The sequence below is a fragment of the Allobosea sp. NPDC055594 genome (genome assembly GCF_053618995.1).
The window spans coordinates 162,615-185,461 of record NZ_JBSHIO010000002.1; the positions used below are offsets into that span (position 1 = coordinate 162,615).

Consider the following 22,847-nt stretch of genomic DNA (forward strand, 5'->3'; position numbering starts at 1 on the left):
CGCGATTGCTCCGGCAGACGCCATCGACATCGCGAAGGAGGACCAGAACGTGCTGCGCAAACTGCTTCTCGGCGTTTCGGCTGCGGCTGCCCTCGGCGTCGCCGCCCTCGCCTCGACCATGCCGACCCCCGCCATGGCCCAGCCCTTCAGCGACGGCTACTATGCGGGGCCACGCTGGGGTGGCGGCTATGACCGGCCCTCTTACGGCTATGGCCGTCCCGGCTACGGCTATGGCCGCCCCTATTACGAGCCGCGCTGCTTCTACCGCCCGGTCCGCTATTGGGATGGCTGGGGCTGGGTCGTGCGCGAGCGGCGCATCTGCCGCTGATCAGGCGAGATAGGCCTCGCCGCGATGGACCGCCTCACTCTGCGGGGTGAAACGGCCATCGGGCCCATTCAGAATCAAAGCCGGCAGCAAGACTGCCGGCTTTCTGCTGCCGAGCCGGGCCGAGACGATGACGCGGATCGCCGGGCGCTCGGCCAGCGCCTGCACCGGCCGAATCGCGACCTCGCCGAACCCCGTGGCCAGCGCGGCGAGGATCTCGCCCAGCGCTTCGGCACGGTGGATGATCGTCACCCCGCCTCGCGGTCGTAGAGCCCGCCTTGCCGCCTTCAGCCAGAGGGTCAGCGGCGTGTCGGCGACATGGGCGGCGCGCCGGTTCGGCACCGGTGAGGCCCGGGTCGCACCCGCTTCGAAGAACGGCGGATTCATCGCGACCCAGGCGGCCGATCCGTCCGGCAGCCCTGCCAGCAAGGCGTCGTCCCCGCGCTCGCCGATCGCCGCGAGGACAACCCGGACGCGCTGATCGAGACCGTTCAGGCCGGCATTGCGCGCCGCAAGCGCCGCGAGCTCCGGATCGCGCTCGACCAGCACGACCGAGAGTTCAGGCTGGCATGTCGCGGCGGCGAGGCCGGCCGTACCGACCCCCGCACCAAAATCGACAAGCGGCCCTTCCGCCAGCGCCGGCAGCGCGGCTGCCAGCAGAATCGCATCCGAACCCGCGCGGTGCCCCTTTTTCGGTTGCAGCAGGCGAAGCTGACCGCCCAGCAGGCGATCTTCGCCGATCGCGCCGAGGCCCGGCAGGATCTCACAGGTCATGCTCTCACCGGTCATGGCATGTCATTCCGGTCGCAATTCGCCACCGAAGCCTGCCTCGACCAGCAGGGCCCGGGCGCGCTTGCGATCGGCCTCGCGCACCAGCAGCCGGCGCGGAAAGGCGCCGATCATGCCTTCGAGCGCGCTGATGTGCTGATCGGCGATCAGGCAATCCAGATTGGCCGAGGTCAGCAGCGCCTCGATGGCGCCTAGCAGGACGAGATCATTGGAGCGGACCAGTTCGTGCATGGCGCCATGGAGCCCGTGGCCGATAAGCCGCGCAAGCGCAAAATCGCCGCGCTGCGACACCAACGCACCAGATAGTGCGGCGCGACGGTGATTGCCGGGGCTGGTCACGCATGCGACGCTCGTGGCAAAGGGCATTGCAGCAAAGACAGGGCGCATCACCCGCGCCGGAAAAGTCGGAGTTTGAGCGTGGGCGTCGTCGTAGCCTTCGAGGACAAGGAAGCCGGCAAGGCCGGGATCGAGGCCCTGGTCGGCCTGACCCGCGCCGATATGGAACGCGTCAACGCGATGATCCTGTCGCGGACGGGCTCCCAGGTGACGATGATCCCGGAGGTCGCCAACCATCTGATCTCCTCCGGCGGCAAGCGTCTGCGCCCGATGCTGACGCTCGCGACGGCCGCGCTCTGCGGCTACGCCGGCGAGGGGCACGTCAAGCTCGCGGCCTCGGTCGAGTTCATGCACACCGCGACGCTGCTGCACGACGACGTCGTCGACGAGAGCGACATGCGCCGCGGCAAGGCTGCCGCCCGCATGCTCTGGGGCAATGAGGCAAGCGTGCTGGTCGGTGACTTCCTGCTCGGCCAGGCCTTCAAGATGATGGTCGAGGTCGGCTCGCTGCGCGCGCTCGACATCCTCTCGACCGCCGCGGCCGTCATCGCCGAGGGCGAGGTGATGCAGCTCGCCGCTGCCAAGAACACCGAGACGACCGAGGACGAATATCTCGCCGTGATCCGCGGCAAGACCGCCGAGCTCTTTGCCGCCGCCTGCGAGGTCGGGCCGGTAATCGCCGGCTCGCCCAAGGCCGATGCCGCGGCCTGCCGCAGCTACGGACTCAATCTCGGCATCGCCTTCCAGCTGATCGACGACGCACTCGATTATGGCGGCTCGTCCGGCGCGCTCGGCAAGAACACCGGCGACGATTTCCGCGAGGGCAAGATCACCTTGCCGGTGGTGCTTTCCTTCCGGCGCGGCGATGAGAGCGAGCGCGGCTTCTGGCGCCGCACCCTGCAGGAAGGCCAGATCGGCGAAGGCGATCTGGCAGAAGCGCAGGCGCTGATGCGCAAGCACCGGGCGATCGAGGACACGGTCGAGCGCGCCCGCCACTATGCCAAGATGGCCAAGGACGCGCTCGGCCTGTTCCCGCAATCGCCGATGAAGCAGGCGCTCAACGACGCCGTCGATTTCTGCGTGGCGCGGGCCCATTGAACGACGCTCCCGGAACGGCCTCCGGCAAGATGCAGGAGCAGCCGGCGGAGATCGCCACGCTGTCATCCCGCCTCGTCTACGAGAATCGTTGGATGCGCGTGCGGGAGGACGAGATCCTCCGGCAGGACGGCTCCAGAGGCATCTACGGCGTCGTCGAGAAGACGGATTTCGTCGCCATCGTCGCCATCGAGGCGAATGGCGACCTGCATCTCGTCGAGCAGTATCGCTATCCGGTCGGAGGCCGTTTCTGGGAAATCCCACAGGGCTCCTGGGAGAACCTGCCGGAGGCCGACCCGCTCACCGTCGCCCGCGGCGAGTTGCGCGAGGAATGCGGGCTCGAGGCCGGCGAGATGATCCAGGCCGGCTATCTCTACGAATGCTATGGCTACTCGAACCAGGGCTGCCGCATCTTCCTGGCGCGGCAGCTCACTGCGGTGCCGCGCCAACTGGACCATGAGGAGCAGGGCCTGGTCACGCGGCGCTTCTCCGCTTCCGAGGTCAGGGCGATGATCGAGAACGGCGCCATCAGGGACGCGACCACTGTCGCCGCAATCGGGCTCTTGACGCTCAAGGGCCTGGTGCCGGGCTTCGGGGCGACCGGCCGCTAGATCGCCCTACCTGCCGCTGAAGGACGAGCACCTTACCCAAGCACCGTCGGCTTGATCCACCAGCCCGGCTGCCGGCGCGCGAGTGCCCTGGCCGCTGCCGCGCTCGCCCGACAATCATCGAACAGGGCAAAGCAGGTCGCGCCCGAGCCCGACATGCGTGCCAACCGGCATCCGGGCAAGGCCGCGAGCAGCGCCAGGACTTCGCCGATGACCGGCGCGGCCGCCCTGGCAGGCGCCTCCAGATCATTGCCCGACACAGCCAGCGCAGTGGCGAAGGCCTCCTGCGAAGCCGCATGCGGGCCATTCAGCGCGAAGGCGCTCGCCCCTGCCGCATGATCCTGCCCCGGCTGGAGACCGAGATCGCGGAACACCGCGGCTGTTTCCACCGCGACGCCCGGATTGACCAGCAGCGCGAACAGCCGCGGCAGTCGCAGCGGTGGGCCGAGCCGCTCGCCGATGCCCTGCATGATGCGCGTCTTCGCCGCGAGGCAGATCGGGACATCGGCGCCGACGCGCGCCGCGGCGGCATAGAGCAAGGGAGCATCGGCCGGCAGGCCGTTCAGCCGCGCGAGCAGGCGTAGCGCGGCCGCGGCATCGGCCGAGCCGCCGCCGATGCCGGATGCGACCGGCAGGCGCTTCACGAGCAGGAAACGGCCGGACCGCAGCCCCGGCACCTGATCGCGCAGGGCGGTTTCCGCCTTCAGCACCAGATTGTCGGCTGCCACCGAAAGCCCTGCAGCGAAGGGGCCGGAGATCGCGATCCCGCTCTCCGCGCCCGGCAGCAGCGTCAGCGCGTCGCCGACACCGGCGAAGGCGACGAGGCTGTCGAGCTCGTGGTAGCCGTCGGCACGCCGGCCGAGGATGCGCAGGCTGAGGTTGACCTTGGCCGGGGCGCGGGTGGTGAGACGAGCCTGCAAGGCTCAGCCGCCATCCTTCTTCGGCTCGGCGGCGCTCGCCGAGGGCGGTGCCTCGTCGAGCCCCTTCTCGATCTTGCGCAGGATCTTCTCCAGATCCTCCGCTTCCGGGCCGAGATCGCGGGCATGGTTCCACTGGAACCTCGCCTCGAGCGGGCGGCCGGTGCGCCAGTAGACGTCGCCGAGATGGTCGTTGATCACCGGATCGGAGGGGCGCAGCTCCATGGCGCGCTCGAGCTCGACCACGGCCTCGTCGTAGCGGCCAAGCCGGTAATGCGCCCAACCCAGCGAATCGATGATGTAGCCGTCGCGGGGCCGCAAATCGACGGCGCGGCGCAGCATGCCGAGCGCCTCATCGAGCTTGAGGTTCCGGTCCACCAATGAATAGCCGAGATAGTTGAGGACCAGCGCCCGCTCGCGGCCGAGAGCCTCCGGCATCAGCTCCAGCGCCTTGCGCAGATCGGCTTCCGCCTCCGGCCAGCGCTTGGTGCGCTCATAGGAGATGCCGCGCGAATAGAAGAGATCCCAATTCGAGCGGCCGGGCGAGGCCAGCTTGCCGATCGCCTTGTTGTAGGCGTCGGCCGCCTCCTCGAAGCGCTTGCGCGAGCGGTAGATGTTGCCGAGGGCGGAAATCGCCTCGACATCGTCCGGACGCGCCGCGATCAGCGCCTCCATATGCTTCACCGCCTCCTCGGTCTTGCCCAGCGTCTCGAGGCCGAGTCCGATCTGGATGTCGGCGACCGGGCGCAAGGCCGAATTCTCCGGCATGCGCCGATAGACATCGACCGCGTCCTCGCTCTGCTTGGCACGTTCGAGGATGTCGCCGAGCGTCAGCACGGCGAGATCATGGCTGGGGTCGAGATAGACCGCGAGCCTGAGGTAGAGCAGGGCCGTGGCTTCGTCACCCTGCAGGATTCCGGCGCTGGCCAGGCCATAGAGCACCTCGGCCGCGCCCTGCTGGGTGCTGGCGACGATGCGCGGCAGCGGCTCCTTGGCACCGACCTTGGCAAGCGCATCGCGCACCACGGGATGGTTGGGACGGACGCGCTGCTCGAATTCGTTGAGCGTCGCCAGAGCGGCCTCGCGATCGCCGGCCCGCGCCTGATGGCGCGCCCAAATATCGACCAGGCGCAGATTGGTCCGTTCGGCCTCATAGGCCGCCTTGAGCCGGCGGGTCGATTCGCTCTTGCGCCCGGCAATGTCGAGGATCAGCCCGGCATGAAAGTCACGGAAGCGGTCGAAGGTCGATTCGCCGCGCAGCCGCTCCAGGGTATCCAGCGCACGCTTGGTGTCGCCCGAGCCGGCATAGGCCCAGGCCGCCAGCAATGTCGCGGTGATGTCGGCCGAGCGGCCGCGCCCGCCGCGCTGCAGCTGATTGCGGGCTGTCGCGTAGGATTTCTGCTTCAGAGCCCGCACGCCGAGCGCCAGTTGCGCCAGGCCGTTCGAGGGATCGCGCTGCACCAATTTTTCGGCGGCGCGGAAGGTGTCGCCCATGGCTCCGTCGGCGAGGAAAGCCACGAAGCCCCGCTCGAGCAAATCGCTGTTCTGCGGATCATCCTTGATCGCCTCGCGCAGATAAGCCGATGCGGCGGCAAGGTCGCGCCCCGCACCTGCGACCACCGCCGCGAGATAATTACCTTCGAGGCTTTCCGCCGCTTCGAACTTCTCGACGGGGCGCGCCTGAGCCTGCGCCGAAAATGGCACGCCGCTCTGCAGAAGCGCCAGGAAAGCCAGCGCCAACACGGCGCTGCGGCCGCGGCCGTCGCACTTGAACGTCACGTTTACCATTCTCCCTCGGTCCGCCCCTCGCCCGCCGCCGGGAGCATGTCCGTGGACTGGACCGTGACCTGATCGGTTAAGCGCGCAACATGGCTGTTTCCGGGCGGCCCGACAAGCCTGCCGCTGCATTGCAGAAGACGCGTCACGCTGACGTGAAAGGGCCGGCCGCGAGAAACTATCGGCATTCCCGACAGATTTCATGAAGAAATCGGGCGTAGTCTTCCGAGCTGTCGCGGCCTTTCGCGACGATTCGCTTGGGACAGTTCGAATGAAGAAGGTCTCGCTTGCGCTCGCGGCCGTCCTCGCTCTCGCCAGCCTCGCTGGCGGCTGCGCGACGCCTGCGCCCGAAAAAACCGCTCCGGTCATTCGCAAGGGCTGATTCGCGGGCCCGCCGCTGCTTCAAGGCCGCGCCGGTCCAGCCGGCGCGGCTTTTCTTGTGATGGATGGAAAACTGCAGGATTCCACCCACCGGAAGCGTCAAGCGCTCCGGGAATCGCAATCTCTACATATTGGAATAGTTCGGGCCGCCCGCCCCTTCCGGCACCGTCCAGGTGATGTTCTGGGCGGGGTCCTTGATGTCGCAGGTCTTGCAGTGCACGCAGTTCTGCGCGTTGATCACGAAGCGCGGCTCGGTCTTGGCCTCGGGATCGGCATAGACGACCTCATAGACGCCGGCCGGGCAGTAGAGCCGCGCCGGCTCGCCATAGAGCGGCAGGTTCTGCAGCACCGGCACATTAGGATCGGTCAGCTTCAGATGGGCCGGCTGGTCCTCCTCGTGATTCGTCGCCGAGAGGAAGACCGAGGAGAGCTTGTCGAAGGAGATCTTGCCGTCGGGCTTCGGGTAGACGATCGGCGTGACCTCGGTGATCGGCTTCAGCGTGGCGTAATCGGGCTTGCCATGCGCCATCGTGCCGAAGGGCGACCAGCCGAAGAGCTGGTTCAGCCACATGTCGACGCCGCCGAGCGCGACGCCGCCGAAGGTGCCGAGCTTCGACCAGAGCGGCTTGACGTTGCGCACCGGCTTGAGGTCGCGCCCGATCTCGGAACCGCGCCAGCTCGCCTCGATCTCCGCGACCTCGTCATGGGCGCGGCCGGCAGCCAGCGCCGGCACGAGATGCTCCGCCGCCAGCATGCCGGACAGGATGGCGTTGTGGCTGCCCTTGATGCGCGGCACGTTGACGAAACCGGCGGCGCAGCCGAGCAGCGCCCCGCCCGGGAAGGTCAGCTTCGGCACGGACTGGAACCCGCCCTCGGTGATCGCGCGCGAGCCGTAGGAGAGCCGCTTGGCGCCCTCGAAGACGTCGCGAATCATCGGATGCGTCTTGAAGCGCTGGAATTCGTCGAAGGGCGAAAGAGTCGGGTTGGTATAGTTGAGATGGACGACGAAGCCGACCGAGACCAGATTGTCGTCGAAATGATAGAGGAAGGAGCCGCCGCCGGTCGACATGTCGAGCGGCCAGCCGAAGGAGTGCTGCACCAGCCCCTTCCTGAACTTCTCCGGCTTGACCTGCCAGATCTCCTTGAGGCCGATGCCGAATTTCTGCGGCTCGCGGCCCTCGTCGAGGGCGAAGCGCTTGATCGCGATCTTGGAGAGCGAGCCGCGGGCACCCTCGCCGAGCAGCGTATAGCGGCCGCGCAGCTCCATGCCACGGGTGAAGCGGTCCGAGACGCTGCCGTCCTTGGCGATGCCCATGTCGCCGGTGGCGATGCCGGCGACCGAACCATCCTCGTTGAACAGGAGCTCGGCGGCGGCGAAGCCCGGATAGATCTCGACCCCGAGCGCCTCGGCGCGGGCGGCGAGATAGCGCGCGACCAGGCCGAGCGAACCGACGAAATTGCCGTGATTGTTCATCAGCTTCGGCATGGCGAAATTCGGCAGGCGAGCGCCGCCGGCCGGGCCGAGGAAATAGAAGACGTCCTCGGTGACCTGGGTGTGCAGCGGGCGGGCCTCATCCTCACGCCAATCGGGCAGGAGCTTGTCGAGGCCGATCGGATCGATCACCGCGCCGGAGAGGATATGGGCGCCGACCTCGGACCCCTTCTCGACCACGACGACCGAAATATTCTCGTCGAGCTGCTTCAGGCGGATGGCAGCAGCGAGCCCCGCGGGGCCGGCGCCGACGATGACGACGTCGTATTCCATGCTTTCGCGCGGGGTGCTCTGCGCTTCCTCGAGTGTCATTCTGCCCTCCGCCAACGGCCCGACCTGTCCCGATCCGCAGGATAGTTTATATGTGAACGATCATGAACGCCCGCGCAAGATCGGGCGGTATCGAGATTGGAAATCTTCTATCCGGGCGTAAGAGGCAATTTGCAACTGCGAAAGGCATGACGACGAGGTGGCCGTGAGAGGTGCAGACTGCCTGATCCGCCGGCCTCCGGCAGCATCGATGCGAGCAAGGGCGGCGGACGGGTCGCCTCACTACTACGATCCGTGCTAGCTCACGACGCCATGTCGCCAGCCACGCCGCATCCCGCCGAAATCATCGCCTGGTATGCCGAAATGGGCGTATCCGAGGCGCTCGACGAGACGCCGCACAACCATTTCGCCGCGCCCCGGCCAGCGCCCCGCCCGGTTCTCGCCCCGGTACCGGCGGCGCCGCTGCGCCATGCTGCCGCCGCGACCGCACCGGACGAGGCGGCTGTTTCGGCGCGGGCTCTGGCGCGCGAGGCGCGGACGCTCGACGAACTCAAGGCCGCCATGGCCGGTTTCGAAGGCTGCGCGCTGAAGGCCACGGCCAAGAACCTGGTCTTCGCCGATGGCAATCCGGCGGCCCGGGTGATGCTGGTCGGCGAAGCGCCCGGCGCCGACGAGGACCGCGCCGGCCTGCCCTTCGTCGGCCGCTCCGGGCAATTGCTGGACCGGATGCTGGCAGCGATCGGGCTGACGCGGACCGAGCAGGTCTACATCGCCAATCTCCTGGCCTGGCGACCGCCGGGGAACCGGACGCCGACGCCGCAGGAGGTGGCGATCTGCCTGCCCTTCATCCAGCGCCAGATCGAGCTCGTCGATCCGGCCATCCTGGTCTGTGTCGGCCGGCCCTCCTCGATGGCGCTGCTCGACGTCAAGAGCATCATGGCCGCGCGCGGGCGCTGGCTGGCATACGACAATGGCACGCGCACCATCCCTGCCCTGCCGATCCTGCACCCGGCCTATCTCTTGCGCAGCCCGCTCGACAAGCGCCTGGCCTGGCGCGATCTGCGGACCCTGAAGGCGGCGATCGACGCATTGTGACGCATCGCGACATCGCGACGCTGCGGCATCGTCGGGCGCTGCCCGCGCGTCTCGCCTTGATTAATCAGGTTTCTAAGTAGACCCTGTGGCCCGCAGGGTCTCGCGGCCTGATGTATCTGGCCGGATTACCGGAGCGACGCGATGGAAATCGACGCCTTTCTGTTATCCCGCATTCAATTCGCCTTCACGATCTCATTCCATATCGTCTTCCCGGCCTTCACGATCGGCCTCTCCGCCTATATCGCGACGCTGCTCGGCCTCTGGCTGAAGACCGGCGACCAGAAATTCCACCTGCTCGCCCGGTTCTGGACCAAGATCTTCGCCGTCTCCTTCGCCATGGGCGTGGTTTCCGGCATCGTGCTCTCCTATCAGTTCGGCACGAACTGGAGCCGGTTCTCGGCTGTCACCGGCAATGTGCTGGGCCCGCTGATCGGCTACGAGGTGCTGAGCGCCTTCTTCCTGGAAGCCTCCTTCCTCGGCGTGCTGCTCTTCGGCTGGAAGCGGGTGCCGCCCTGGCTGCATTTCCTCTCGGCGGTGATCGTCGCCGGCGGCACGGCGCTGTCGGGCTTCTGGATCCTCTCGGCCAATAGCTGGATGCAGTACCCGGTCGGCCACGAGGTCCGCGACGGCATCGCCTATCCCGTCGACTGGATGAAGATCGTCTTCAGCCCGACCTTCCCGCTGCGCTATGCGCACATGATGACGGCGGCCTATCTCACCACCGCCTTCGTGGTGCTGGCGACCGGGGCGCGCCATCTGCTCGCCGGCCATCGCACCGAATCGGCCAAGACGATGGTGCGGATGGCGATCCTGATGATCGCGCTGACCGCACCGCTACAGGCCCTGATCGGTGACTTCCACGGCAAGCAGACCGCGATCTACCAGCCCGCCAAGCTCGCCGCGATCGAGGCGCACTGGGATTCCTCGAAGCCCGGCGCGCTCGTGCTCTTCGCCTGGCCCGACGAGAAGGCCGAGCTGAACCGCTTCGAGATCTCGATCCCCGGCGTCGCCAGCCTGCTCACCCATGGCAGCATGGACGCGCTGTTCCCGAGCCTGAAGGACTTCAAGGTCGAGGACAGGCCGCCGGTGCTGATCCCCTTCTTCGGCTTCCGATTGATGGTCGGGCTCGGCACGCTGATGATCCTGTTCGGCTGGGTCGGCGCCTGGTTCTGGTGGCGCGGCCGGATCTTCGAATCGCGACGCTGGCTCTGGATCGCCCAGTACACCTGGCCGGCTGGCTTCGTCGCCATCCTCGCCGGCTGGTTCGTCACCGAGGTCGGGCGCCAGCCCTGGATCGCGACCGGCATCCTGCGTTCCAAGGATGCGGTCTCGCCGATCACCACCGCCGAGGTCGCGATCTCGCTGGCGCTGTTCGTCTTCGTCTATTGCGTGGTGTTCACCGCCGGCATCCTCCTGATCAACCGCCTGATCGCCAAGGGACCCGACGAGATCAGCCCCGAGGATCCGCCCGAGCAGCCCTCGAAGCGGACATTGAAGGCGGCCCAGGGGCCTGCCTCCCATTTGTTCGGCGACGGCAAGCCCGGCGACGACAAGATCCAGCCGGCGCTCTGAGGAGAACCCAGATGGAATGGTATCTCCCCGTGATCTGGGCCGGGCTGATCGGCACCGCCGTGATGCTCTATGTGGTGCTGGACGGTTTCGACCTCGGCATCGCCATCCTGTTCCCGACGACCGGGGACGAAGGCGAGCGCGACCAGATGATGAACTCGGTCGCGCCGTTCTGGGACGGCAACGAGACCTGGCTGGTGCTCGGCGGCGCCGGACTCTGGGTGGCTTTCCCGCTGGCCTACGCAGTGATCATGCCGGCCCTCTATCTGCCGGTGACGCTGATGCTGCTCTCGCTGATCTTCCGCGGCGTCGCCTTCGAGTTCCGCTGGGTGGCGAAGCCGAAGCACAGGATCTGGGATCTCGCCTTCTGGCTCGGCTCGACCAGCGCCGCCTTCGCCCAGGGCGTCATCCTCGGCGGGCTGATCCAGGGCATCAAGGTCGTCGACAACCAGTTCGCCGGCGGCCCCTTCGACTGGCTGACGCCCTTCACGCTGATGTGCGGGGCGGGCGTCGTCGTCGGCTATGCCCTGCTCGGCGCGACCTGGCTCGTCTTCAAGACCGAAGGTCCGGTCGCCGACCGGGCCCGTGGGCAGGCCAAGGTCCTGCTGCTCGGCCTGCTCGCCTTCGCGGCGCTGGTCTCGCTGTGGACGCCCTATGCCCATCCGCGGATCGCCGAGCGCTGGTTCACGCCCTCGAACCTCATGCTGCTCTGGCCCTTCCCGGTGCTGACCGCCTTCTGCGGCTACATGGTCTGGAAGCGGCTGCGCGGGAACCACGAGTTCACGCCCTTCGCCTTCACGATCGCGATCTTCGTGCTCTGCTTCCTCGGCTTGGCGATCTCGAACTTCCCATATCTCGTGCCGCCCGGCCTGACGATCTGGGACACTGCAGCAGCGCCGAGCTCGCACATCTTCGTGCTGATCGGGGTGAGCTTCCTGCTGCCGATGATCCTGTTCTACACCGCCTTCGTGTACTGGACCTTCCGCGGCAAGGTGAAAGCCGATAGCGGCTATCACTGAGCGCCTCGACGCATCGGCCCAAGCGGGACGAAGCCGAATGAAGGCTTGAGTTCCGGCCGCGCCTGCCGGAGATTGGCACGGCTTCAGCAAGGGCCTCACGATGCGTTGGGAAGATTACCGCCAGTCCGAAAACCTCGAGGACAGGCGTGGCGGCGGCGGCGAGTTCGCCGGCCTGCCGGGCGGCCGCGGCGGCATCGGCATCGGCACCATGGTGGTGCTCGGGCTGGTCGGTTGGGCGCTGGGCATCGATCCGCGCATCCTGATCGGCGGCGCCGAGATGATCGGCGGCATCGGCGGGCGCAGCGCGCCGACGCAGGAGCAGCGCAAATCCGCCGGCCCGCCGAAGGACGAGATGGGCCGCTTCATCTCGGCGGTGCTGGCGCAGAACGAGGACATCTGGTCGAAGGTTCTGCCGCAGCAGGCCAACCGGAAATACCAGCCGCCGCGCCTCGTCGTCTTCGACGGCGTGACGCGCTCGGGCTGCGGCACCGCCCAATCGGCAATGGGGCCGTTCTATTGCCCGAACGACCAGCGCGTTTATCTCGACACCTCCTTCTTCCAGGAGATGCAGCGCAAGCTCGGCGGTGGCGGCGACTTCGCCTATGCCTATGTGATCGGCCACGAGGTCGGCCACCACATCCAGAATCTGCTCGGCATCCTGCCCAAGGTGAACCAGATGCGCGAACGGCTCTCCGAGCGCGAGTCGAACCAGCTTTCGGTGCGCGTCGAATTGCAGGCCGACTGCTTCGCTGGCGTCTGGGCCTACAATATCAAGGCGATGGACCGTATCGAGCCCGGCGACATTGAGGAGGCGATGCGCACCGCTGCCGCGATCGGCGACGACAAGCTGCAGCAGCAGGCCGGGCGTGGCGCCGTAGTGCCGGATTCCTTCACCCACGGCTCGTCGGCGCAGCGCATGCGCTGGTTCAACGCCGGCTTCAATTCAGGCTCGATGCAGGCCTGCAACACCTTCCAGACCGACCGGCTCTGACGAAACCGGGCTCGCGGGTCTTACGCCTGCGCCCGACCGCGGCGCACGGCGAGCCGGCGCGGCGAGGCAGGCAGGCGGCCGGAGAGAAGCTGCTTCTTCGACGCGATCAGCCCGGCCCGGACACCGCGCGAGCGCAGCGAAACCGCCCCCCATTCGCGTAGCGCGGCGATGCCGCGCAATGGCATCAGGGCCGGCGTGGCCGCAGCCGTCATCAGATGCCGCTCCACGGCCTCGGTCCAATGTGGCTCGGGCAGGTCGCCAGCCTCGAGCAGGAGCACCCAGTCGCCCCGCGCCCGCTCGACGCCGGACGCCCAGCTGGCGCCGTTGCGGGCTGCGACATAGCTCGCCCCCGTCACATCGGCGAGCCGCTCGGTTTCACTGTCGTCGCCCGTGCCGATCACCACGGCATGGCCGATCGTGCCGCCCGCCACCGCTGGAATCAGGACCGACAGGGTCGCGGCCAGCGCTTCGGTACGGCCATTGGCGCGAATGACAGCTGAGAGCATGAGCCCGAGCCTATGCCGCAGCGCAACATGTCGCAATCCCGCCACTTGCCATATGTTCTCTTTTTGTTCACATTCATTCACCGTGAAGCCGGCGATTCCGGCGAGGAGAGATCCCATGGCCCAAGCTCGCCCCTCCGCGAGACCGCCGACGACGCAGGCGCTGAAGCGCCGCGATGCCGAGCCGGCCGCGATCTCCGCTCGGATCGCGCCGGTCGATCCGCTGGCCTTTGCCGGCCACCGCATCGATCCGGAGCGGCGGCACGGGCGCGGCGCGACGCTCAATCCGGGCGGCCGATACGAGGCCGAGCAGCGCTTCGACGAGGATGATGGCTGGGGCTCGCTCGGCGAATTGCCGCCGTTCAAGACCGAGATCTCGGTCGAGAAGCCGCGAACCATCATTACACGCAACGACTCCCCGGATATTTCGTTCGACCGCTCGATCAATCCCTATCGCGGCTGCGAGCATGGCTGCGTCTACTGCTTCGCCCGGCCGAGCCATGCCTATCTCGGCCTGTCTCCGGGCCTCGACTTCGAGACCAAGCTGACGGCCAAGCCGGATGCGGCGGCGCTGCTCGAAAGGGAGCTGTCCGCGCCAAGCTACCAGCCGCGCACGATCGCGATCGGGACCAATACCGATCCCTATCAGCCGATCGAGAAGAAGCTGCGGATCATGCGCCAGATCCTGGAGGTCCTGGCCAAGTTCAACCACCCGGTCGGGATCGTCACCAAATCGGCGTTGGTGCAGCGCGATATCGATATCCTCGCGCCGATGGCCGAGAAGGGCCTGGTCAAGGTCGCGCTCTCGGTGACGACACTCGACGCCAAGCTCTCGCGCGGCATGGAGCCGCGGGCGGCGGCACCGTCGAAGCGGCTGGAAACGATCCGCAAGCTGTCGGAGGCCGGCATTCCGGTGAGCGTGCTGGTGGCGCCGATCATTCCGGCGGTGAACGAGCACGAGATCGAACGCATCCTCGACGCCGCCAAGGCGGCCGGGGCACGCGAAGCCGGCTATGTGCTTCTGCGCCTGCCGCTCGAGGTCAAGGACCTGGTGCAGGACTGGCTCGTCACCCACCATCCCGACAAGATGCGCCATGTCGTCTCGCTGATCCGCTCGACGCGCGGCGGCAAGGATTACGATGCGGCCTGGGGCCAACGCCAGGTCGGCTCCGGCCCCTATGCCTGGATGATCGGCCGGCGTTTCGAGATGGCGGCCGAACGCCTCGGCTTCAACACGGCGCGGCTGCGGCTGCGCAGCGACCTCTTCGTCAAGCCTGAGAAGGAGAAGGCGCAGCTCAGCCTGTTCTGACGAAACCGGCCGGTGCTGCACTGTGGAAGCCGGCCTCGTCGGGGCAGACCGCAGCGGCGCGATCTGGCATAGGCTGCCGCCATGTTCGCCGATTTCAACCATGAGGCGCGCGCCATCGCGCAGGGATGCCAGCTCGTCGCCGGCGTCGACGAGGTCGGCCGCGGTCCGCTCGCCGGCCCGGTCGTGGCGGCAGCGGTCATTCTCGATCCGCAGGCGATCCCGGACGGGCTCGCCGATTCGAAGCTGCTCAGCGCCCCGCGGCGCGAGGCGCTGTTCGACACCATCCTCCAGCAGGCGCTCGCCGTCGGCGTTGGCAGTGCCTCGGCAATCGAGATCGATCGGCTGAACATCCGGCAGGCGACGCTGCTGGCGATGGGACGCTCGGTAGCGGCCCTGCCGCTCGCGCCCGGCCTCGTCCTCGTCGACGGCAATGACCCGCCGGCACTGCCCTTCCCCTGCGAAGCGATCATCGGCGGTGATGCCCTGGTCTGCTCGATCGCCGCCGCCTCGATCATCGCCAAGGTGACGCGCGACCGCATGATGGCACGGCTCGGCCAGCACTATCCGGCTTACGGCTTCGCCGGTCATGCCGGCTACGGCACCGCAAAGCACCGCGCCGCGATCAAGGAGCACGGCCCCTGCCCGGCGCATCGCTACTCCTTCGCGCCGGTGAAGGGCGTCTGGACGCGTTGAGGCCTGCGTCCAGGCGAAACCCGATCTCTCGATCGGCACGCGAAGCGGCTTTCCAAACTGCCGCAACGGCAGGCAGCAGCCGCTTACCGTTCCTTAACTTCCGTTACTAATTAATCAACATATTCAACGGACTAGGCAAATCTTGCAGCCCCAGAATGGGACGCATTTTTTTCAAGCCGGAAACCCGGCCTTTACCCTGACCGGCCCAAGATCGGGACCGTTGAAGTTGCGTAACGGTCTGGGCGTCATGAGTATCTCGCGTACCGGGACCGCCAATGCCGCCGTCCGGATTCAAGTCTCGCGTACCGGACGGCCCGCATTGGGGGCCCGGATGAAGGCCAAGAGCCTTCCATCCAAAACGGGCCTTTTTCCGGCACTGCCTCTCGACCAGGTCATCGTCGGCGACTGCGTCGCGGCGATCGACTCGCTGCCTGCGGCCAGCGTCGACATGGTCTTTGCCGACCCGCCCTATAATCTCCAACTCGGCGGCGATCTGCGCCGGCCCGACGATAGCCTCGTCGACGCCGTCGACGACGACTGGGACAAGTTTTCGTCCTTCGCCGAATATGACGCGTTCACGCGGGCCTGGCTCACCGCCTGCCGCCGGGTGCTCAAGCCCGATGGCGCACTCTGGGTGATCGGCTCCTATCACAACATCTTCCGCGTCGGCTCGATCCTGCAGGATCTCGGCTTCTGGATGCTGAACGACATCGTCTGGCGCAAGGCCAATCCGATGCCGAACTTCCGTGGCCGGCGCTTCACCAACGCGCATGAGACGCTGATCTGGGCGGCCCGCGGCGAGCAGTCGAAATACACCTTCCATTACGAGGCGCTGAAGGGCGGCAATGACGACCTGCAGATGCGCTCGGACTGGTACCTGCCGTTGTGTACCGGGGATGAGCGCCTCAAGGACAAGGACGGTGCCAAGGTCCACCCGACGCAGAAGCCCGAGGCCCTGCTCGCCCGGGTGATGCTCTCGGCCAGCAATCCCGGCGATGTCGTGCTCGACCCGTTCTTCGGCACCGGGACGACCGGGGCCGTCGCCAAGGCGCTCGGCCGGCATTTCATCGGCATCGAGCGCGAGCAGGCCTATGCCCGTGCGGCGCGTGCCCGCATCGACGCGGTCGAGCCGCTGCCGCCGGCCGCCTTCGCCACGGCGCCGTCGAAGCGCAGCGAGCCGCGCGTGCCGTTCCTCAGCCTGGTCGAGGCCGGGCTGGTCAAGGCAGGCGAGCGGGTGTTCGACGTGAAGCGGCGTCACGAGGCGCTGATCCGCGCCGACGGCACGCTGCTGCTCGATCCCGTCGTCGGCTCGATCCACAAGGTCGGCGCGCTGGCGCAGGGACTGCCGGCCTGCAATGGCTGGACCTTCTGGCATGTCGAGCGCGAGGGCGAACCCGTGCTACTCGACGCGCTGCGCGGCGAGATCCGGGCACAGATGGCCGCTGCCTGACGGACTGAATTATCATCCGGCGCAGCAACTGCCTGCACCGGATGACCGCCCATCGCGCTGGATCGGCGGACAGGGCACCGAGCCGTAAGAGCAGAACACGCAGCAATCGCCCGGTTTCGGCCGCAGCACGACGCCGCACCCCGCGCATTCATAGAAGAACTGGCAGGCGGCTTCTGGCATCGCCTCGCGTTTGCGGTGTCCGCACTCCGGGCAGGTGATCTCGCTGTGAAGCTCGGGCTCTGCGATCGGCTGCTCGGCTTCGGTCATCGCGGCCTCCGGCAATTCGCGCGGCCAGCCAGATGGCGCGCTTCGTCCTGCGGCAGCAATGCCGACACCGGGATTAGAACATGTGGTGACGGGACAGGCCACCGGCCTTCCATGCCGTCAACGTCGCTGCAGCGCCTCCAGCCCGGCTTCGAGCGCCTTGAGGAAGACGCTCGGAAAGGCTTCCTCCCTTAGCCGCGCGAAGGGGGTGAAGCGCATGCCCTCGGGCGCCTGCGCGTCCAATGGCAGCGCGGCGACGAAGATCGTCAGCTCCAGCGGGAAATGCGTGAAGACGTGCCGCACCGGCACCATCAGCCGGCGCCATTGCGCGGCCAGGGGCGCATCGCGCAGTGCCTCGCCGAGCGGATAGTCGTCCCGCCACTCGCCCCCGGGAACCTCGACCATGCCGCCGAGCAACCCCTTGGCCGGACGGGTGCGCACCAGCACGGCGCCATCCTCGCGCATCGCGACGAAGGCGGCGCCCAAGCGGGTCTTGCCGGTTTTCTTCGCCACCTTGCGCGGGTAGGTCTCCTGCGTGCCGGCGGTGCGGGCCCGGCAAGGCTCGCGCCAGGGACAGAGCCCGCAGGCTGGTGAGCGCGGCGTGCAGATCGTCGCGCCGAGATCCATCAGGGCTTGCGCGAAATCGCCGGGACGATCAGGCATCAGCGCCAGCACGCGCCCACGGACCAGCGGCTTCGCGCCCGGCATCTCCTCCTCGATCGCGAAGAGTCGGGTCATCACCCGCTCGACATTGCCGTCGACGGCCGCTGCCGGCCGGTCGAAGGCGATCGCGGCCACGGCGCCGGCCGTGTAGGCGCCGATGCCGGGCAATTCGCGCAGGCCTTCCTCGGTATCGGGGAAACGGCCGCCATGTTGGCTGGCCACGACCTTGGCGCAGGCATGGAGATTGCGGGCGCGCGAATAGTAGCCGAGCCCAGCCCAGGCCTGCATCACGCTGTCCGACGGCGCCTGCGCCAGCGCCTCGACGGTCGGAAAACGCGCCATGAAGCGCTCGAAATAGGGCTTCACCGCCGTGATGGTGGTCTGCTGCAGCATGATCTCAGAGGCCCAGACCCGGTAGGGATCGGCCTGCTCGCCCGGCAAGGCGCGCCAGGGCAGCACCCGGCGATGCCGATCATACCAGGCGAGAAGGTCGGCGGCGTCGGGCTGGCGAACGATGGCGTCCATGGCCCCGGTTTAACGCGCAGCGGGCGGGCCGCAAGAGCGCGCACCGATCCGCCTCAGCCTGAATTGCCAGCGAAGACGCATTGCGCCGGCGCCCGGACTGGTAAAATCTCCCGCTCCGGTTCCGAAGGGTGCGCCGATGCCCGCCGCCGGCTGCGCGCCGCGGCACGGAACCGGCAGCGGGGCTTCCGGGCGAGCAGGGAGCAGCACGATGTCGTCGAGCTTCAATGTCCGCAGCGCCGCCGGCTACGAACGCCTCATGGGCCGCTGGAGTCGCTTGCTTGCAGAGCCCTTCATCCGTTTCGCCGGTCTAGAGGATGGCGAGCGGGTCATCGATGTCGGCTGCGGCACCGGCAGCCTGACCTTCGCGCTGCCGCAGGCGGCCGCGATCGGCGAGATTGCGGCGGTCGACTTCTCGCCGGTCTTCGTCGAGGAGGCGCAGCGGCGCAATCGCGACGCGCGCATCACGATCCGGCAAGGCGACGCCACGGCCATTCCCTTCGAGGATGGGCGCTTCGACCGGGCGCTCTCGCTGCTGGTGCTGCATTTCGTGCCCGAGGCCGACAAGGCGGTGGCCGAGATGCGCCGGGTCGTACGCTCCGGCGGCGTCGTCGCCGCAGCGGTCTGGGACCATCTCGGCGGCATGTCCGTCATGCGCATGCTCTGGGACACCGCGGCAGCCCTCGACGAGGAGGCGCAAGCACCGCGCAGCCGCTACTGCTTCCAGCCGATGACCGGGCCCGGCGAGATGCGCCGGAGCTTCGTCGCCCAGGGCCTGCGCGACGTGACGGAAAGCGCACTGACGATCCGGATGAACTACGAGAATTTCGCCGATTACTGGGAGCCGATCTCGGCCGGCGAGGGACCGATCGGCAAATATGTCGCGGGGCTCGATGAGACACGCCGGACGACCCTCAACCGGGCCGTCAGGGCCGCCTATGAAGCCGGAAAACCGGACGGCCCGCGCTCGTTCGCAGCCACCGCATGGGCCTGCCGCGGCATCGCTCCCTAAGGCAGCGCCCGACCTTGCGGAAACAGGTGTGCGACGCCTGGCGAGCGCTGGTTTCTCCAAGTTTCAGCCAGTAGCGTCGCGACAACGATTCGCCGAGGCAACGGCGACGTCGCGTTCAGGGGCTGCGGGGATGATTCGGCGAAGAGGAGCCCGGCGGCAACCGTCCGGGTTGCGGATGGCGCAGGCGCTTCGAGAGCAACACCTATTCCTACGACGCCAAGCTCGACGCCCGGAAGTCGCTTCCAGCGGGCGGCCGGGTGATCGCGAACGTGCGCAGCCAGGCCCGCGCCGACTTTCTGAACGGGACCTGGGTGACGCCCTGGGAGGTTTTCGGCGGCAATTTCGCGGTCGGCGCCGTCCTGCCTGTCGGGCGTGTCGCGGTCTCGGCCGGCGTCGAGCTCGACTCGCCGCGTACCAACACCATCATCGGGCGGGCGTTACGCGACAAGGCGACGATCGTCGGCGATCCCGTCCTGTCCGCCACTCTGGGCTGGCATTCCGGCAAGTTCCATTGGAGCACGACCGCGCTGGTCAATGTCCCGGCCGGCGACTATCGCGACGGGCAGCTCGCCAACCTCGCCTTCCACCGCTGGGCGAGTGATCTTTCCGGCGCCCTGACCTGGTTCGATCCCGAGACGGGCATCGACCTTTCCACCGCGGTCGGCGTGACCTTCAACGGCACGAACCGCGCGACAGACGACCGGACAGGAACCGAGTTCCATGTCGAATGGGCGACCTCCAAGGCCCTGACCAGCGCACTCTCCGCCGGCCTGATCGGCTATCACTACCAGCAGGTCACGGGCGACAGCGGCGCCGGTGCGCAGCTCGGCCCCTATAAGGGGCGCACGACCGCCCTGGGCGGAACGGTCGCCTATAATTTCCAGCTCGGCGAGACGCCGATCTCCACCCGTATCAAGGTGCTGCGCGAATTCAGCGTCGAGAACCGGGCGCGCGGAACCGTGGGGCTGCTCACGGTCTCGCTCCCCCTGTCGGCGGCGCGATGAGCGATTGACCAATGGCCGCACTGGCTTGCCAGCGCGGCCACTCAAAGCTTCGGCATGCAGATCGCTGCGCCTTCGAAGCCGACGGATGATACCGTGGCTCCGGCGCCCATGCCTCCCGTTACGGCTTGGCGAACTCCAGCGGCGGCGGCGTCAGATTAACCTTGAACGGCGCGACGCGCAGCCCCTTGGCATCGAGATCGAAGCTGCTGAGATCGACCATCCGCAGGACCTGATCCCGGTAGCCCTTGATGTAGTACTTCCTGGCGCGCAGGTCGGCGACCGAAGTCCACTGCGTGTATTCGAGCTCGCCACCCTTCGCGGCCGAATCGATGAAGCCGATCGGGATGTCGAAATTGTTCATGATGTGCTCGACGAGACGCACTGTCTGCGGGCCATCGGGCTGCTGCCTGGCGGAAACGGCATAGCCGAGCGCGCGAATGAAGCGCGAAGGCGGCGTCGGATCGCCGGGGATGCCGAGCAGGCCCGAGCCCTGGCCGAACGGCTGGAAGGCCTGCCCACCGATCTTCAGCGGATCCGCCGCGACCGGCGATATCTTCACATAGTTGCGGATGTTGTTGAGGTGCCAGTCGAAGGGCGGGGAGTTGGTCAGGACACCCATCGGATTGTCATAGACCTTCAGCTTCCCGTCGATCGGCTCGATCACGATCGAGGCGCCGGTCGCATCATGGATCGGGAAATGGAAGGGCAGTGTGAAGTTCACCATCGGCGCCGGCAGGTCGACGATCACCGCCTTGTCGAGCGCAGCCTTGACCTCTGCGACGGTCGCGAAATTCGACAGGACCCAGCTCAGGAACTCCCATGGCGCGAGCGCGGTGTTCGGGTCGGCCTTGGCCGGCGGCGTATAGCTGGCGAAATCGGGGAAATAGAGCGCGCCGCCCGCGAGCCCCTTCTCGTTCATGCCGTCCGAGACGAAGGGCTGACCGAAGCTCATGACGCCGACGAAAGCGTAGCGCGAGGTCCATTTGGCACCCGGTGCGTTGTTCGGACGGGTTCCGACGAACTGGTGGTTGCGCGGCACGACGACGACGTCGGACTGGGTTTCGAGCGCGTATTCCAGCGTGCGGCCGTAGACCGGCGTTCCGTCGGCCGCCATCAGCAGGATATTGGTGCAGGCCTGAGCCGGCATGACGCCGGCCGCCCAGCCTGCCAGGACCACCGCGGTGGCCCGCTTGGCGAGGCCTCGAACCCATAGGCGCATACGATTTTTCTCCGTGTTTGATGCACGGCCATTTCCTAAGGGCAACATCTGCAACAACGGTGAATGGCACCGGACGAATGCCCGAAGGCGTCCGAAAGCACGGAGAAAAAAACGAAGGGTCGGTAAATCCAACTTTAATGGCAGACGCGCCGGGGCCGCGGCCCTCTCCCAGCCCGCGCCTACCCGCTTCCGGGCGGCGGCCGTCGACGCATCTGCCGGCATACCCCCTGCCCCCGACACTACCGTCCCGACCTGCCCGATGCTTGCGGGTGATCGACCGGATCGGCTTGCCATGCCCCCGGCTGCTCGCGCAAAATGGCGGATGGCTGCAAAACCTCTCGCCGAACTGATCGATGACTGCCTCGCCCCGGCGCTAGCCGCGCAGGGCTTCGCCGGGCGTTCGGTCGTGACCTACTGGCCGGAGATAGTCGGCGAGCGTCTGGCCGAGCGGACGCGGCCGCTCAAGATCGACTGGCCGCGCCGGCGCAACGCGCCCGGCGAGACCGCCGATCCGGCGACGCTGGTGGTGCGCGTCGAGAGCGCCTTCGCGCTGGAGATGCAGCAACTCGGGCCGCTGGTGCTGGAGCGGGTCAACACCCATCTCGGCTGGCGCGCCGTCGGCAAGCTCGTGCTCAAGCAGGGCCCGGTCGCGCCGCCGCCCCGCCCCCTGCCTCCGGCCCCGCCGGACGCGGCCACACTCGCCCGGATCGCGGCCCAGGTAGCCCAGGTCGAGGATGCCGGCCTGCGCGAGGCTCTGGCCCGGCTGGGACAGGGCATCGCCCAGCGGCGCCGGGACGCCCGCGACGACACGGCTTCGTGAGCGGCGCAGCAGTGACCCGAACCGATCTTGCCACAATCCTCGCGGCCATTATGGTCCGCAACCTGTCATCGCCATCAAGGAACTGCCCATGACCAGCCGCCGCCAAGTGATGCTCGGCACCGCCGCCTTGGCTCTTTCTCCCCTTCTGCCCGTCAATAGCGCGCAGGCGCAGGACATCGGTGTCGCTGGCCCCCTCGGCGATGTCTGGCTCGGCAAGCCCGACGCCAAGGTCACGATCATCGAATACGCCTCGCTGACCTGCGGCCATTGCGCCACCTTCCATCGCGACACCTGGCCGGCCCTGAAGTCCAAATATATCGACACCGGCAAGGTGCGCTTCGTCCTGCGCGAATTCCCGCTCGATCCGCTCGCCACCGCCGGCTTCATGCTGGCGCGCTGCAACGGCAACGACAAATATTACCCGATGACCGATCTGCTGTTCGCCCAGCAGCGCAACTGGGCCTTCACCGACAAGCCGGTCGACGCGCTGTCGAGCATGGTCAAGCAGGCCGGCTTCACCCAGGAATCGTTCGAGGCCTGCCTGAAGCGCCAGGACATTTACGAAGCCATCAATCAGGTGAAGGATGGCGGCGCCAAGGCCGGCGTCGACTCCACGCCGACCTTCTTCATCAACGGGCAGAAGCGTTCCGGTGCACTCAGCATCGCTGAATTCGAGAAGATCATCGAGCCGCTGCTCGGCAGCTGATCGCGCAGCAATGCCTGAG

At 67.4% G+C, this 22,847-nt stretch carries 22 protein-coding genes and 2 pseudogenes; 15 read left to right on the forward strand and 9 right to left on the reverse strand.

Translation table 11 applies throughout. From position 1 onward, the window contains the following. Positions 1–49: 49 nt before the first annotated feature. Positions 50–328: a hypothetical protein gene (locus ACWGRX_RS04775; RefSeq protein WP_452116613.1), complete on the forward strand. Its 279-nt coding sequence runs from the start codon at positions 50–52 to the stop codon at positions 326–328. On the opposite strand, the gene ACWGRX_RS04780 is transcribed toward ACWGRX_RS04775, so the two are convergent. Both ACWGRX_RS04780 and ACWGRX_RS04785 read right to left on the reverse strand, forming a co-directional pair. After that, the gene (locus ACWGRX_RS04780; protein WP_452116614.1) at positions 329–1,114 is read right to left on the reverse strand and encodes a tRNA1(Val) (adenine(37)-N6)-methyltransferase; all 786 of its coding nucleotides are present in this window, start codon (positions 1,112–1,114) and stop codon (positions 329–331) included. Between the two features lie 6 nt (positions 1,115–1,120). After that, the gene (locus ACWGRX_RS04785) at positions 1,121–1,453 is read right to left on the reverse strand and encodes a putative signal transducing protein (RefSeq protein WP_452116615.1); all 333 of its coding nucleotides are present in this window, start codon (positions 1,451–1,453) and stop codon (positions 1,121–1,123) included. 78 nt (positions 1,454–1,531) lie between these two features. Here ACWGRX_RS04785 and ACWGRX_RS04790 point away from each other — a divergent pair, with 78 nt between their 5' ends. Both ACWGRX_RS04790 and ACWGRX_RS04795 read left to right on the forward strand, forming a co-directional pair. After that, positions 1,532–2,548, forward strand: coding sequence for a polyprenyl synthetase family protein (locus tag ACWGRX_RS04790; protein ID WP_291645014.1), 1,017 nt, complete (start codon positions 1,532–1,534; stop codon positions 2,546–2,548). Further along, entirely contained in the window at positions 2,545–3,156 is a 612-nt protein-coding gene (locus tag ACWGRX_RS04795; RefSeq protein ID WP_452116616.1) for an NUDIX hydrolase, read from the forward strand. The genes ACWGRX_RS04790 and ACWGRX_RS04795 overlap by 4 nt, the downstream gene beginning before the upstream one ends. Before the next feature lie 32 nt (positions 3,157–3,188). On the opposite strand, the gene ACWGRX_RS04800 is transcribed toward ACWGRX_RS04795, so the two are convergent. Both ACWGRX_RS04800 and ACWGRX_RS04805 read right to left on the reverse strand, forming a co-directional pair. Continuing rightward, positions 3,189–4,073: a 4-(cytidine 5'-diphospho)-2-C-methyl-D-erythritol kinase gene (locus tag ACWGRX_RS04800; protein ID WP_452116617.1), complete on the reverse strand. Its 885-nt coding sequence runs from the start codon at positions 4,071–4,073 to the stop codon at positions 3,189–3,191. Positions 4,074–4,076: 3 nt separating this feature from the next. Then, entirely contained in the window at positions 4,077–5,849 is a 1,773-nt protein-coding gene (locus ACWGRX_RS04805) for a tetratricopeptide repeat protein (RefSeq protein ID WP_452116618.1), read from the reverse strand. 199 nt (positions 5,850–6,048) lie between these two features. Here ACWGRX_RS04805 and ACWGRX_RS04810 point away from each other — a divergent pair, with 199 nt between their 5' ends. Then, positions 6,049–6,228: a hypothetical protein gene (locus ACWGRX_RS04810; protein WP_291638305.1), complete on the forward strand. Its 180-nt coding sequence runs from the start codon at positions 6,049–6,051 to the stop codon at positions 6,226–6,228. A 123-nt stretch (positions 6,229–6,351) separates the two neighbouring features. On the opposite strand, the gene ACWGRX_RS04815 is transcribed toward ACWGRX_RS04810, so the two are convergent. Then, a complete protein-coding gene (locus ACWGRX_RS04815; RefSeq protein WP_452116619.1) occupies positions 6,352–8,031 on the reverse strand; it encodes an electron transfer flavoprotein-ubiquinone oxidoreductase in 1,680 nt (559 codons plus the stop codon). Between the two features lie 270 nt (positions 8,032–8,301). Here ACWGRX_RS04815 and ACWGRX_RS04820 point away from each other — a divergent pair, with 270 nt between their 5' ends. The 4 genes from ACWGRX_RS04820 (at position 8,302) to ypfJ (ending at position 12,663) form a co-directional block, all read left to right on the forward strand. Next, positions 8,302–9,084 (forward strand): uracil-DNA glycosylase, encoded by a 783-nt coding sequence (locus tag ACWGRX_RS04820; protein ID WP_452116620.1) that lies wholly within the window; start codon positions 8,302–8,304, stop codon positions 9,082–9,084. 141 nt (positions 9,085–9,225) lie between these two features. Then, the gene (locus ACWGRX_RS04825; RefSeq protein WP_291645004.1) at positions 9,226–10,656 is read left to right on the forward strand and encodes a cytochrome ubiquinol oxidase subunit I; all 1,431 of its coding nucleotides are present in this window, start codon (positions 9,226–9,228) and stop codon (positions 10,654–10,656) included. An 11-nt stretch (positions 10,657–10,667) separates the two neighbouring features. Beyond that, positions 10,668–11,672: a cytochrome d ubiquinol oxidase subunit II gene (cydB, locus tag ACWGRX_RS04830; protein WP_452116621.1), complete on the forward strand. Its 1,005-nt coding sequence runs from the start codon at positions 10,668–10,670 to the stop codon at positions 11,670–11,672. A 100-nt stretch (positions 11,673–11,772) separates the two neighbouring features. Beyond that, a complete protein-coding gene (gene ypfJ, locus ACWGRX_RS04835; RefSeq protein WP_291645000.1) occupies positions 11,773–12,663 on the forward strand; it encodes a KPN_02809 family neutral zinc metallopeptidase in 891 nt (296 codons plus the stop codon). Positions 12,664–12,683: 20 nt separating this feature from the next. Here ypfJ and ACWGRX_RS04840 read toward each other — a convergent pair whose 3' ends face one another. After that, positions 12,684–13,169, reverse strand: a complete 486-nt coding sequence (locus tag ACWGRX_RS04840) for a glycosyltransferase family A protein (RefSeq protein WP_452116622.1) — start codon at positions 13,167–13,169, stop codon at positions 12,684–12,686. 229 nt (positions 13,170–13,398) lie between these two features. Between ACWGRX_RS04840 and ACWGRX_RS04845 the strand changes: the two are divergent. The 3 genes and pseudogenes from ACWGRX_RS04845 to ACWGRX_RS04855 form a co-directional block, all read left to right on the forward strand. Then, positions 13,399–14,475, forward strand: a pseudogene (locus ACWGRX_RS04845) (PA0069 family radical SAM protein); the annotation flags it as partial. A gap of 81 nt (positions 14,476–14,556) precedes the next feature. Continuing rightward, a complete protein-coding gene (locus ACWGRX_RS04850) occupies positions 14,557–15,168 on the forward strand; it encodes a ribonuclease HII (RefSeq protein ID WP_452116623.1) in 612 nt (203 codons plus the stop codon). Between the two features lie 247 nt (positions 15,169–15,415). Then, the gene (locus ACWGRX_RS04855; RefSeq protein WP_452116624.1) at positions 15,416–16,618 is read left to right on the forward strand and encodes a site-specific DNA-methyltransferase; all 1,203 of its coding nucleotides are present in this window, start codon (positions 15,416–15,418) and stop codon (positions 16,616–16,618) included. A 12-nt stretch (positions 16,619–16,630) separates the two neighbouring features. Here ACWGRX_RS04855 and ACWGRX_RS04860 read toward each other — a convergent pair whose 3' ends face one another. Continuing rightward, positions 16,631–16,885, reverse strand: a complete 255-nt coding sequence (locus tag ACWGRX_RS04860; protein WP_452116625.1) for a GDCCVxC domain-containing (seleno)protein — start codon at positions 16,883–16,885, stop codon at positions 16,631–16,633. Positions 16,886–17,002: 117 nt separating this feature from the next. Further along, on the reverse strand, positions 17,003–18,070 hold the full coding sequence (gene mutY, locus ACWGRX_RS04865; protein ID WP_452116626.1) for an A/G-specific adenine glycosylase: 1,068 nt from the start codon (positions 18,068–18,070) through the stop codon (positions 17,003–17,005). A gap of 208 nt (positions 18,071–18,278) precedes the next feature. Between mutY and ACWGRX_RS04870 the strand changes: the two genes are divergently transcribed. Beyond that, entirely contained in the window at positions 18,279–19,079 is an 801-nt protein-coding gene (locus ACWGRX_RS04870) for a class I SAM-dependent methyltransferase (protein ID WP_452116627.1), read from the forward strand. A gap of 254 nt (positions 19,080–19,333) precedes the next feature. Next, a pseudogene (locus tag ACWGRX_RS04875) lies at positions 19,334–20,083 on the forward strand (SphA family protein); the annotation flags it as partial. Positions 20,084–20,201: 118 nt separating this feature from the next. Here the strand turns inward: ACWGRX_RS04875 and ACWGRX_RS04880 are convergent. After that, positions 20,202–21,302 carry a linear amide C-N hydrolase gene (locus tag ACWGRX_RS04880; protein ID WP_452116628.1) on the reverse strand — a complete coding sequence of 367 codons (1,101 nt, stop codon included), beginning with the start codon at positions 21,300–21,302 and terminating at the stop codon, positions 20,202–20,204. Between the two features lie 322 nt (positions 21,303–21,624). Between ACWGRX_RS04880 and ACWGRX_RS04885 the strand changes: the two genes are divergently transcribed. Further along, entirely contained in the window at positions 21,625–22,122 is a 498-nt protein-coding gene (locus ACWGRX_RS04885) for a DUF721 domain-containing protein (protein ID WP_452116629.1), read from the forward strand. A gap of 88 nt (positions 22,123–22,210) precedes the next feature. Further along, entirely contained in the window at positions 22,211–22,828 is a 618-nt protein-coding gene (locus ACWGRX_RS04890; RefSeq protein WP_452116630.1) for a DsbA family protein, read from the forward strand. Positions 22,829–22,847: the final 19 nt, after the last annotated feature.